This window comes from Paenibacillus amylolyticus (genome assembly GCF_047302515.1).
GTDB lineage: Bacteria > Bacillota > Bacilli > Paenibacillales > Paenibacillaceae > Paenibacillus > Paenibacillus amylolyticus_G.
The window spans coordinates 550,075-563,098 of the sequence record NZ_CP168019.1 but is presented as its reverse complement, the minus strand read 5'-3'; the positions used below and the strand labels follow the sequence as shown (position 1 = coordinate 563,098).

Below are 13,024 nucleotides of genomic sequence, written 5' to 3'. Positions count from 1 at the left end.
CTCTGAACCGAAGCTGGTCGTTATTCGATTATGGGGTGAACGTCCACTTGGCGACGTTGTTCGTTAGACCAACCGTGCTGGTCTCGAGGCCTTTGCCAAGGTCGAGATTTTTGGCCGCAGCATACATTTGCTTGTCAGCGAACAGAGCGATAACCGGAACATCGTCGTGCAGCATTTGCTGAACCTGCTTGTAAATCTCGAAACGCTTGGAGGGCTCCAGCTCCTCCGCTCCTTGGACCAGTAACTCGTCGACTTCGGTGCTCGAGTAGTCTGCGATATTAAAGCTGACTCCCGTCTTGAACAGACCTAGCACGGAGTTCGGATCGAGAATAAAGCCGAGATTAATTATCGTCAAGTCGTAGTCGTGCTTAAGTGCTCTTTGATAAGTTGTCGGAAAATCAAGCTTTGTCACTTGTACCTTCAGACCGACTGCTTTCAGGTTCTCGGCAATGATGTCAGAAGCCTGCTCACGAATCTTGTTGCCTGTCGGGACGACGAATTCAATCGTCTGGTTGAAGTCCCAACCCGCTCCCTCCAGCAGTGCTTTCGCTTTCTCCGGATCGTAGCCGTACAGTGGTATATCTTTATTGTAATAAGGGTGGTTTTGACCGAGCATGCCATCCACGAGTTCGCCTTGCCCTTTGAGCAATTGATCTACAATAAGCTGGCGGTTCATGGCATAAGCGATTGCTTGCCGCACTTTTGGATCCGGGAACTTCTTCGTATTGATGAACATAAGGTTCGGATTGTTCGCATCGCCGTAGCCCGTGGTCACATTCGCCATATTGGCCACCTTGTCAAAATCCTGCACTGGAATGAGACCTACACCCGGAGAAGTCAACTGTATGTCGCCTGTCTGGAGCTGCGCTGCCAGATTCGTCGCCGGCATCATTTTGATGTAAATATCCTTGATCTTCGGCGCACCTTCATAATATTGCTCGGACGCGGTCAGTTGAACGTACTGGTCCTTGGCGAATTTGACGAACTTATAAGCCCCGTTGGTGACAGTAGGATTCATCATAAATTCATTCTTGTTCAGGTCCACCGGGGCTACGTCCTTCAACACATGCTCTGGCAGGAAGCGGAAGTACGTACCGAATTGACTCTTGAATTGATTCGTCTCCATCGGGTTTTTCGTCTTGATGACAAAGGTGTAATCATCGACCTTCTCGAAAAATGCCAGCTCCGTTTGCCCCTCCTCTCTTTTACCGGCTTCGTTCAGTCCAGCGACGAACGTCATGTTGAGGAGCGTCTTTACGTTAACGTCCGTAAACATACGGAACGTGAACTCGACGTCGTCTGCCGTGAACGGTTCCCCGTCACTCCACTTGGCGTTCTTGTTCAGCTTGATTGTGAAGTTCTGGTTGTCCGTCGTTTCGATCGATTCGGCAAGCTTCGGATCGAATCCATATTCGCTGTTCATGGCAACAAGCGTATCGCTCATCAACGAGTTGACGAAGACACCTGCATTGTCCAAATTGAAGACATCGAATGTCGTCACCGGATTCACAAGGCCGATATAAAGAGGCTGACCGGAGCCTCCGGAAGCAGAAGCGCTCTCGCCATCCGACCCCGGAGACGATGTTGTATTGCTGTCAGAATTCGAACCGCAGGCCGTGACCAATACCATTAATAATGTCAATACTCCGCAAATCCAAGCTTTACGCATCCTTTTCATCTGATCTCCTCCACCTAATTATTTTTTTGAATGCCATATATGAGAGATGTATTGTGGTTTATTGTTTAGGGTCGAGTGCGTCGCGCAGCCCGTCACCTACGAAGTTGATGGCGAGCACCGTCACCAGGATCATGATCCCGGGAGGCAGCCAAAGCCAGGGCTGGTCGGTCATGACGCTAATTGATTGGGCGTCCGTCAGCATATTGCCCCAACTGGCGGTCGGTGGCTGTACGCCCATGCCCAGGAAGCTCAGCCCGGACTCCGCCATGATTGCCGCCGCAACACCAAAGGTCGCATTCACGATGATCGGAGCCAGCGCGTTCGGCAGGATGTGACGGAAGACAATGCGCGGCGTACTGAGCCCCAGGGCGACTCCGGCTTTAATGTAATCCATTTGCTTGAGCGTCAATACGCTCCCCCGGACAAGTCGGGCAATGGACGGCCAGGAGAACAGAGCAAGAACAAGCACGAGCGTCCAGAGTGTTGGCCCAAGCACACTGACGACAACGAGAATAACCATCATGTAGGGGAATGCCATGAACATATCGGTAATTCTCATGACCGTCATATCGACCCAGCCGCCAACATAAGCGGACCAAAGACCGATGACCGTTCCGAACACCACATACAGAGCGACCGTTCCGAACCCGACCGTGACGGCGACTCTAGTCGCGTATAGCAGGCGGGACAGCACGTCTCTTCCCACCTGGTCGGTTCCAAGCCAATGGGAAGATGAAGGCGCGGCTGAAAATTCGGCGGTAACCGCATAAGGGCTATGCGGGGACAGCCACGGGGCGAAGATGGCGATGAGGATAAGCAGCAAGGTAACGACAAGCCCGGCGACGGCCAGCCGATGCTTCAGGAAACGCCGGGCCATTTGCCGGAAGACGCCTTCGGGCTCTTCTTGTTGAATCGGAAGAATGACTCCTCCGGCGACTGGGGTTTGAACAGCAGACATCGAGTCCGCCTCCTCTCATTCGTGTGTTCGTTTCATGATAATAAGCTTTAATTTAATGATATTGGATGCGAGGATCGGCTACCGAGTAGAAAATATCCGTGAGCAGATTGGCGACCAGCACAATGATAGCAGCGACCAGATTAAGGCCCATGATGGTGGAATAGTCGCGAGACATGATCGATTGGATGGTCAACTGACCGATACCCGGCCACTGGAACAATTGCTCGACAATGACGGCTCCCCCGAAGAGCATCGGGATTTCCATCCCGACGACGGTAATGATCGGAATCAGGGCGTTGCGTAGCGCATGCTTGTTGGTGACAAAAAACTCTTTAAGCCCCTTGGCTCGCGCTGTCCGCAGGTAATCCTGCTTCAGTACATCCAGCATGCTGGCCCGGATATAACGCACTTTGCGTCCGGCAATACCTACTGCCATTGCTATGGAAGGAAGCACTAAATGACTGATTCGGTCCCCGAACCCTCCTCCTCCACCAAGATCCTCCGTTCCGCCGACGGGAAGCCAGCCCAGTTGAACAGCGAAAATATAAATGCACAAGAGACCAAGGAAAAACTGGGGAATCGACGTTCCGACGAACGAGAGTCCGGTCATCAGGTAGTCAAACTTCGAGTTTTGCCGGACAGCACTCATAATACCGATCGGCAGCGCGATCAAAAGGCCAATAATCAGAGCACAGATGCCGAGCAGCACCGTTTGCCCCAGACGCTCACCGATGAGCGATACAACTGATTCGCTTGTGCTGAAAGAGTATCCGAGATTGCCGGACAGCAGTTGCCCCAGCCATTTGAAATATTGAATGATAGTCGGATCGTTCAATCCAAGCTGCTCCTTACGTAGCTCGAGCAGCTCCGGTGGTGTGTCCGGTGTCATGTACATGTCGATCGGGTTACCCGGCGCAAGGTTGATGATGAAGAAATTAATGATCGTAATGCCAAACAAGACGGGAATCGCAATCAGAATGCGGCGAATGACGTAAGTAAACATGCTCTCTCTCCTCTCTTGCGATTTAGCCGGTAGTCAGTGGATAATGACAAGCAGCTGCGTGTTCTCCCCCTTGCAGAAGAGGCTCCTCCTCCTTGCACTTTGCTTGGACGAACGGACAACGGGTATGAAACCGGCAGCCTGACGGCGGACTAGCGGGACTTGGCACATCTCCCTGAAGAACGATTCGCTCCTGTCCGCGCTTGCGGGGATCCGGTACCGGATAAGCATTGAGCAAAGCTTGGGTATACGGATGGCGCGGGCTCGCAAAGATCCGCTCCTTCGTTCCGATCTCAACCACCTTGCCAAGGTACATAACAGCGATACGGGTACTGATGTACTTAACCGCCCCGAGACCGTGAGCGATGAACAAATAGGTGAGTCCGAGCTCCCGTTGTAGCTCCTTCAACAGGTTCAAGATCTGCGCCTGAATGGAGACGTCGAGCGCGGATACGGGCTCATCGCACACGATGAGTTTCGGGTTCAGGGAGAGTGCGCGGGCGATGCCGATGCGTTGCCGCTGGCCGCCTGAGAATTCATGAGGGAATCTCTGCTTGTAGCTGCGGGGAATGCCAACCGTGTCCAGAAGGTTATCTATTCTTGCCTCTAGCTCTGCTCCACCGGCCAAGCCATGCACCCGCATCGGCTCGGCGAGCAGCTCCTGTACCCGCATCCGGGGATTAAGAGAGGAGTAGGGGTCCTGAAAAATCATCTGCATTTTCGTCCGTTCCCCACGGAGGTCCGACATTGTGCTTGTCGTAATTTCTTGCCCTTCGAACCAGATTCTGCCGTCCGTTGGATTCTCAAGTCGGATGATGCTCCGGCCGATGGTCGACTTGCCGCAGCCCGACTCGCCAACGAGCCCTAGCGTCTCTCCTTGGTACAGCTCCAGCGAAATGTCGTCCACTGCTTTGACATTACCGACCGTGCGGGACAGCAATCCTCGTTTGATGGGGTAGTACGTCTTTAAGCCTTCGATTCTAAGGAGAGGTTCTTGGGCCACTTTGCGTTCCGCAATCGTCATATGGCTTCCTCCTCTCGCGTCTTCCAGGCATCGGGATCCTGTGCCATCCAGCAGCGCACTTGGTGTCCCTCCTGAACCGGCAGCAGCGTCGGCGCTTCGGATAGACATTTCCCTTCGGCAAACTCACAGCGAGTATGGAATCGGCAGCCCTTCGGCATGTTCGTAAGTGGAGGCACCGCACCCGGGATGGAGGCCAGCATTTCCTCGGCATCGGTTTCAATGTGGGGAATGGATCTCATCAATCCTTTCGTGTAAGGATGAAGCGGCTTCTCAAACAGGGTAAACACGTCAGTCTCCTCGACCACCTGACCGGCGTACATGACCACAACCTTGTCCGCCATCTCCGCAACAACGCCGAGATCATGGGTGATGAGCATGATCGAGGCACCCATCTCTTCGCGGAGCTCCTTCATCAGATTCAGAATCTGCGCCTGAATCGTCACGTCCAGTGCGGTCGTAGGCTCATCGGCGATGAGCAGCTTCGGCTTACAGGAAAGTGCCATTGCGATCATCACCCGCTGTCTCATCCCCCCAGATAGAGAGTGCGGGTAGCTCTTCATAATCGCTTCAGGGCGGGGAATGCCGACCTTTTCAAGCATTTCTACTGCGTATCCTTCAGCAGCCTTGCCCCTCAAATCGGTATGTAGCCGGATAGCTTCCGTCAATTGATTCCCAATAGTGAACACCGGATTGAGTGAGGTCATCGGTTCCTGAAAGATCATCGCAATGTCTCCGCCACGAATCAGCCGCAACTCGGACTCAGGCAGTTTCGCGAGATCCTTGTCCATGAACCAAATCTCCCCCTCCCTGATACTGCCGTTCTTGCCGAGCAGCCTCATGATCGAGAGAGAAGTAACACTCTTACCGCAGCCCGATTCGCCGACGATGCCGATGGTCTCCCCCTTCTCCAGCTTAAGGCTAACCCGGTCCACCGAAGTGACTTCCCCTTTTTCCGTTTTAAAAACGGTCCTTACGTCCTTAAGCTCTAGCAGCATGTGCGCCCCTCCTTTGTGTCAATATTTGGTCTACCACTAAGTATTTCATGTTATTTTTTCTCACATAAAAAAACGTCTTGTTAAGCCCTCTTAGGGAGGTGAATGTGAATTTCCACACTTAATTCTCTTTTTAATTGGGAAATCTACATACTTTTCACAAAAAACTTATGCTATATTTCAAATATAATATTCATTTCTTGTGAACGCCCCCTAACATTTCAATCATGTTTCTTTTCTTGTAACTTTATTTAACGTCAATATGACGATTAATTAAAGACACTTTACATTAGGTTTTGGAATCATTTCTTGGCATCAATGCCTCCGAAAGACCAGAAAGGTATCAAATTTTAAGAATTAGTAAAAAAAGAACGGAGTGTGGGCCATGTACAATCTTCTAATCACCGATGACGAGAGTGAAATTCGCAATGGTCTAAGTAACTATTTCCCATGGCATGAATTCGGCTTTCAAGTTGTCGGGCAAGCGTGCGACGGAGAGGGAGCACTCGCCTTTATCCAGGAGCAGCCTGTAGATGTGCTTCTCTGTGACATCCGCATGCCCTCCTTGTCGGGCATTGATGTAGCAGAACGGCTCTACCGACAAGGCTCGGAGGTCAAGGTCGTTCTGCTAAGCGGCTTCAAGGAATTCGAATACGCCCAGTTGGCCGTACAGTATGGAGTCAAGAGGTATTTGACAAAACCTACTAAATATACGGAAATCGCCGAAGTGTTCGGACATCTCCGAAGCGAAATGGACAACGCGAGAATGCCTGACCCTCCCCACTCTGCATCGACCGCAGAGAGCAGCCTGGCGGACCAGACCATCGAGAAGGTTAAGGCTTATTTGCAGGATAACTTGTCCGCCGCCACCCTGGAGAACGCCGCAAAGCATGTTTTTCTTAACCCCTTCTATTTAAGCAAGTACTTCAAGACCAAGACGGGCGAGAACTTCTCGGATTACGTGACGAAGCTTCGCATGCATCGTGCGGCCGAGCTACTGAAGACCACCTACTGCAAGACGTACGAGATCAGCGAAATCGTCGGGTACAGTAACGCAAAGAATTTCACGCGGATGTTCCGGAGCTTCTTCGGGATGACTCCCAGAGAATATCGGAACGAGGCATAACTTATGATCACGACTACCGTCCGCTTTTTCACCAAGAATCTTCTGACCTTCCTTTTGCCCATGCTGATCCCACTCGTCGTTCTCGGTGCTCTGTCCGCCTTCCTGATCCAGCAGTACGTCGTTCACGGAATCAACAGCAACAACATGAACATGCTTAAGCAGACCAAGGAGAATATTGAACTTCTGTTCAATGAACAGAACTCCCTGAACCTGCATATCATCGCCAGCACGACCCAGTTCATGAACCTGAAGGGTATGCTGAACAAGCCCCTGCCATCGGCAAAGGATTACCAACAACTGGCCGTCCTGAAAAACTTTATCGATTCGCCCTCCATTGCTAGCCCCTATATTGATTCCATCTATATCTATCTAAATAACGACAACCAGCGCTACATTTCATCCGTTACCGGGGGCTTCATCGAGCTCGGAGAGGATCCAGACCGCTTATGGTACGACAGCTATCTAAAGAATGAACATCACGAGGGGATCTGGACGGAAAGCCGGGAGGTTCCGCGCTATAATCTGAACGAAGAGATCGAATATTCAGATGTCATTACCATGTACCGGAATTTCAAGGTGTCCGATGACACCCGCGGCGTTATTGTCCTTAATATCAAACGGGAGTATATTGAACGCAGGCTGAACGATCTCGCTACCGCAAAAGGGCAACTGCTCGCCGTTGTCGATCAACAGGGCTCTGTTATATTCCGGAATAACGCCCGGTACGAGCTAAGCGCCGAGGAACTGGAACAGGTCATTTCGAGTAAAAGCACCTCTATTACGACGCAAGCTCCGAATAACGAAGCCTTGATCAACATGATTTACTCCAAGACCTATGACTGGACATTCATCTCCGTCACTCCGAAGCAATCCTTGTACACCGCGATTAATCGCCTGCTTCGCATCGGGGCTATACTGATGGTCATGGCGTTGGTTGTAGCGCTTCTACTAGCCTTTCAGCTGACGAAGAAGAATTACTCGGACCTCAAGATCATCATGTCCATTCTGGGCGCCGCAGAGCAAGGCAAGCCGCTCCCTTTACACCGAACAAAGGGTAACAGCGTTTACAGCCAAATCATCCGCAGCTTGCTGCAAAATTTTATCGAGCACAACTACATGCGTGTTCAACTTTCGGAGAGCCAGTATAAAACGCAAGCCGCCCAGTTCGCCGCCCTACAATCGCAGCTCAACCCTCATTTTCTCTACAATACGCTGGAGACGATACATTGGAAGGCAGCAGGATATACAGAAGGGCCGAATGAGCTAACAAGCATCGTGGAGCATTTGTCCGATATTCTGCGGTATTCCCTGGACGGGCAAAATGGACTCGTGCCGCTTAACGTGGAGATCGCCAACACGAAGAGCTACATAGCGATTCAGAAAACAAGATATGGGGAGCGGTTTGACATTTGGTGGGAGTACGACGCGGAGCTAGAGAAGTACCAGGTGCTCAAGCTGATCTTCCAGCCACTGATCGAGAACAGCCTACAGCATGGCTTGAGCCGTTCGGATCAGAAGCTGGCAGTCAAGATCAAGATTCAGCGCTCTGGCAATTGCCTGCGCTTGGCCGTCATTGACAACGGCAATGGTATATCGGAGGAACGGATGGTCGAGCTGCGCACGAGGTTGTTTAGTGATTCGACGGATGCGAACCACATCGGCCTTATTAATACACAGAGAAGAATACAGCTTGCTTACGGTCATAGAGGCGAGCTGCGCATCAAGAGCAAGCCCGGCCGGGGAACGCTGATTGACATTAAGCTTCCAATCAATTAGTTCGCGGGCTGGACGGCTGGGGCGTTACGATATTTTCGTATGTCTTTCGCTTCCAGAAGTTTGAGACTTCCCGGATAATCCCCGGCCTCTCCCGCATAATTACGTAAGCGAGCGAACGGTTAGCTTCGTCATTACTCTTCGATACGTTCCAATCCCTTTATACAAACCACCCACCCCACCGAACATTAGAGAAGCCTGTACGCTGGACCACTTCTTCACCACCGACCTTAGTTTCTGCACGAATTGGTCTTGTTTCTGTTCATCGGTGGGGGAAGCTATAAGCACGAAGGGTACCACATATAAGAGCTGCATTCCAATGGACGTCAAGCCGCCGTTCTACAAGGGGGCAGTCCCGGCAGGACTATCGAACTCTCTTGTGCTGGAAATAAAAAAGCCCAGTCCTTAGGACTGGGCTTGGGTTAAGCATAGGATCTCGCGAGATCCCTGAGCTTCGCTTATTCTTCTGTAGCTTTTTCTTCAGTTGCCGGTTCAGCTTCCTCAGCAGAAGCCGTTGGCTCTTCCTCAGCCGCTTGTGGCGGCATGACGGACGCGATGATGGACTCAGGTGATGTTACGAGTGTCAAACCTTTATCCAGTTTGATATCCGCAGCAGTCAATCGATCGCCAATATCCAATCCGCTAACATCCACTTCAATGGACGTTGGCAGATCCGCAGGCAATCCTTCTACTTCCAGCTGTGTCTCCTGTGTCTGGAATACACCGCCAGCTTTCGAGCCGGCCGCTGTACCCTGGAAGTCGATCGATACACTTACGCTGATCGGCTTGTTCTTGGAAATTTGCAGGAAGTCTACATGCAGCAAACGTCCGTTACGCTCTTGCTGATCCTTGATCAGCACCGGAATCGTTTTACCGCCCTCAACATTCAGGTTGAACATTTCGGAGCGGCCTGTGCGTGCCACTTTCAGCATTTCTTTTTCATCTACATGTATTGAAGCACCTTCAAGTCCCGGGCCGTAAACGACTGCGGGAACTCGTCCGCCTTGTCTTAACAGGCGCAGTGCTGCACCTTTCTTTTCCGTTCTTGGCGTTGCTGTAAGTTGAGCCATTTTTCCGTTGGATTTCATGATTGAACATCCTCCTTCAAGGGATCACTACATTATATTTGTTGGAAAGCGCTGAGGCTTATCTCATAGACCATGATGGTCTTTTTTCCTTTGGCCGAATCGTGGGCCATATCTATATTTACCCCAATGATAGAGGATCTCAAACACGAAACAGGACAATTAATTATTTTTCGGCAAGTTATGCGGCTTATAATCAGACCAAAAAAGCAGTCGGAATCTCTTCCAACTGCTGGTTTAACAAGGTTTTGACGAACTAAATTCAAAGTTATAAATAAAGAAACTATGCGCTATTACGATCCTCTGTTTTTTCACTTTCACGAATGATCTGCATCTCGTCTGATCCGCTACGGACAACAATGTGTACATCCCCGTCTTCAGGTACAATGTCCACGTAACGGTCTCCGCACGTATCTTTAGCTTCCCATTCGTTCAATCGAATGATCAATCCCAGGTGATGCAGACCCGGAGCAACGCGGAAGCGGGCTTCGGCGGCATTCCCAACTTGTTCCAGCCGTACTGCTCCGTCCTCCATACCTGTGCCCCATACCCAGACATCCCAACCTTCATAATGCTGGTCTTCCCGTTCGTATCGAAGCGTGACGGTTCGCGAAATCTGTTTATGAATCGTTACGCCAAGCGTTGCCCGGATTCCTCCAGCTTCAGCAATAATATGGGTTACTCCAGGTGTCATTGCACGTACGATCCCTGCTGCACTCACCGCTGCAAGTTCTGGATGAGAAGAGCTCCAGCGTATATTCGAATCCTGAAGCGGCTGACCAAATTGATCCAAAACCAAGGCACGGAAGCGACTGATTCGAGTCATGTACATGACAGGTTCGCCCACAATTTCAATTCGTTCAGCATGACGATAATCCACTTGTAACATACAGCTTGCCGTTATGTCCCCACAGTGGACTGTAATCGAAGCTTCCCCTCGTTCCAGTGCATGGATTGTTCCATCAGGCTGGATCTGAATAATATCCGGATCAGAAGAAGTCCAGGTAACTGGAGCTTTTTCCACCACATTGCCAATACTGTCCCGTACGATCGCTCGCAGTTGAGTGGTCTCCTTCGGACTATATACCTGGCGAGGAAAACTAATCTCCACTGTTGATGGTTCAGCGCCTCCAGCATGCTCTGTGTCATACATTACCATTAAGGACCATCGTTCTACCTGAGCAGTACCACGAACAGTCTCGATCAGGTCTGTGCCTGCCTGATGATCATTGACTACAACATGCCAGTCCCCTTCCCCCAGATCAACATGCTGCTCATGTTCCGTTCCGTTATAGATGACCATAATCTGATTCCAGGTGTCCTGATTCGCACCATTCTGAAGTATAAAGGCAACTACATTGCCATCCGCACGAATCACACGAAGGTGATTTCGTACCTGTTCAGCATCAATCATACGAAAAGCGGGATGGGTGCGCCGCAAATGAATAAGACCACGATAGTAGTCAAACACTGGTCTGAACCGTGATTTGTTGGCCCATGTGATGGCGTTCACCGCATCCCCGCTCCGATAACTGTTATGATCACCAGCTTTGGATCTGAGCATCTCATCCCCTGAGTGCAGAAACGGAATTCCCTGAGAAGTAAGCAGAATGCCGGAGGACAGTAACGAGCGACGAACCATCTCATGATTCAAAACATCATCTGCATCCACATACCGATAAGGATCTGCTGCTTTTACAGCGGACTCAGCACTCCCACCACCCACGGGCTGTCCGTCCTTCCATACGGGAAATCCTAATTCATGTCTAAGGTTCATTGTTGTCGCAATTTTATCCCACAGATTGAGATTATCATGAGCAGTTACATAATTGACAACTTCCACAGGTGAAGATGTGAAATCATCCAGTGCTCCCGCTAATCCCCTAATAAGCTCATATTCCTGCCCTCCGGCACCCGTGACAAACCCTCTGCCACTGCCATCACTATCACCCTTGATTGCACTGCGAAAATGATCATTAAATACTGCAAACCCCTGACCTCGCTGGGTTCCTTTTAATGTTTTACGGTCCAAAGGTGAATCTCCACCCATCCAGGGTTCCCCATAGATCAGAAACGCCGGATCGATCTGTTCCTTCAATTCGCGTGTCAATTCATTCATCGTTTCCGTATCAATCAGGGCCATGAGGTCAAATCGAAATCCGTCCACATGATATTCTTCTGCCCAATATCGGAGAGAATCCAAAATATATTTTCGCACCATGGGACGTTCTGTCGCCAATTCATTGCCTACACCAGAACCATTACTGAGGGTACCATCCTCCCGATAACGGTAATAATAGCCTGGTACAATCCGTTCAAAAGGTCCCTCTTCCACGCTATATGTGTGATTATAGACAACATCAAGTACAACGCGAATGCCTTGTCTGTGCAGCGATTGAACGAGTGATTTGAGCTCCCGAATTCGAACTGCAGGATCACGAGGATCTGTCGCATACGAACCTTCGGGAACGTTATAATGCTGGGGATCATACCCCCAGTTGTATGGTGCTCTGACATTTGAACCCACATCTGCCGTAGCAAGTTCATTCACCGTCTGATAATCCGCCACAGGCAGAAGATGTACATGAGTAACTCCCAGTTCGGCAAGATGGTCTACGCCAATACTATTGCCTGCTCTATCCGTCAGACCGGATGCTGTGAATGCCAAATATTTTCCCTTATACGGAATATCTGCATGTGGGTCTGAGGAGAAATCACGGACATGCAACTCATATAACACGGCATCAACAGGACGCAGAAAAGCAGGTTTGACATCCAGGTCCCAATCGACTGGATTGGTGGTCTCCGGATCTATAATAGCCGTTCGCTGTCCATTAGCCGTTACCGCTCTGGCATAAGGATCAACAACTACTTCAATCCGCTGATCATCATGGATAATTCGGTACATATAATAATGTCCTGTCCAATCGCCGCTGAGCTTCAGACTCCATATTCCGTCCGCATCACATTTCAGAGTATGTTCCTGCCCATTTTCATGTTCTTGTACTTTACCACTATCGTTGTAATGCCCTTCATCGTCAAAAATCAATATATAAACCTGTTGTGCCGTAGGTGCCCACAATTTAAAAGTACTTGCTGCACGAGTATATGTTAAGCCAAGATCGTTGCCTTCGTAACAAAAAGAAGTCCATTCCGGCATCGTTCCCACCGCCTTTATATCCATTGATTTCGTGTTGTCCCGATGTTACGGAGCGGGACGTTGTTTGTCAACCCGGGGTTGTCTGTACTCATCAATATCGGTTCAATTTGCGTATTCAATTAGCAATCGCTTTCAAAATATAGGATATGAAAACAAGCGCCATAGATTGACAGCATTTGTACCTGTCCTGACAAAAAAAGTTTGGAATATACAAGAATAAATTGCAGG

Annotated in this window: 10 protein-coding genes; 2 read left to right on the top strand and 8 right to left on the bottom strand. The window is 50.1% G+C overall.

Translation table 11 applies throughout. The features are described 5' to 3' along the window. Nucleotides 1-28: 28 nt before the first annotated feature. The 5 genes from ACDJ59_RS02550 to ACDJ59_RS02530 form a co-directional block, all read right to left on the bottom strand. A complete protein-coding gene (locus ACDJ59_RS02550) occupies nt 29-1,669 on the bottom strand; it encodes an ABC transporter substrate-binding protein (protein WP_413407519.1) in 1,641 nt (546 codons plus the stop codon). 67 nt (nt 1,670-1,736) lie between these two features. Then, nucleotides 1,737-2,636: an oligopeptide ABC transporter permease gene (opp4C, locus tag ACDJ59_RS02545; RefSeq protein WP_413407518.1), complete on the bottom strand. Its 900-nt coding sequence runs from the start codon at nt 2,634-2,636 to the stop codon at nt 1,737-1,739. 52 nt (nt 2,637-2,688) lie between these two features. Further along, nucleotides 2,689-3,639 carry an ABC transporter permease gene (locus ACDJ59_RS02540; RefSeq protein ID WP_413407517.1) on the bottom strand — a complete coding sequence of 317 codons (951 nt, stop codon included), beginning with the start codon at nt 3,637-3,639 and terminating at the stop codon, nt 2,689-2,691. 22 nt (nt 3,640-3,661) lie between these two features. Then, nucleotides 3,662-4,660, bottom strand: a complete 999-nt coding sequence (locus tag ACDJ59_RS02535; RefSeq protein WP_413407516.1) for an ABC transporter ATP-binding protein — start codon at nt 4,658-4,660, stop codon at nt 3,662-3,664. Then, entirely contained in the window at nt 4,657-5,655 is a 999-nt protein-coding gene (locus ACDJ59_RS02530; RefSeq protein WP_413407515.1) for an ABC transporter ATP-binding protein, read from the bottom strand. Before ACDJ59_RS02530 ends, ACDJ59_RS02535 begins: the two co-directional genes overlap by 4 nt. Nucleotides 5,656-6,037: 382 nt before the next feature. Here ACDJ59_RS02530 and ACDJ59_RS02525 point away from each other — a divergent pair, with 382 nt between their 5' ends. Next, nucleotides 6,038-6,778, top strand: a complete 741-nt coding sequence (locus tag ACDJ59_RS02525; protein ID WP_413407513.1) for a response regulator — start codon at nt 6,038-6,040, stop codon at nt 6,776-6,778. Nucleotides 6,779-6,781: 3 nt separating this feature from the next. Continuing rightward, nucleotides 6,782-8,554 (top strand): sensor histidine kinase, encoded by a 1,773-nt coding sequence (locus ACDJ59_RS02520; RefSeq protein WP_413407512.1) that lies wholly within the window; start codon nt 6,782-6,784, stop codon nt 8,552-8,554. Nucleotides 8,555-8,653: 99 nt separating this feature from the next. Here ACDJ59_RS02520 and ACDJ59_RS02515 read toward each other — a convergent pair whose 3' ends face one another. The 3 genes from ACDJ59_RS02515 to pulA form a co-directional block, all read right to left on the bottom strand. After that, complete coding sequence (locus ACDJ59_RS02515; RefSeq protein WP_413407511.1) at nt 8,654-8,794, bottom strand: hypothetical protein; 141 nt, start codon at nt 8,792-8,794, stop codon at nt 8,654-8,656. A 215-nt stretch (nt 8,795-9,009) separates the two neighbouring features. Continuing rightward, nucleotides 9,010-9,639 carry a 50S ribosomal protein L25 gene (locus tag ACDJ59_RS02510; protein ID WP_413407510.1) on the bottom strand — a complete coding sequence of 210 codons (630 nt, stop codon included), beginning with the start codon at nt 9,637-9,639 and terminating at the stop codon, nt 9,010-9,012. Nucleotides 9,640-9,919: 280 nt separating this feature from the next. After that, entirely contained in the window at nt 9,920-12,796 is a 2,877-nt protein-coding gene (gene pulA / locus ACDJ59_RS02505; RefSeq protein ID WP_413407509.1) for a type I pullulanase, read from the bottom strand. Nucleotides 12,797-13,024: the final 228 nt, after the last annotated feature.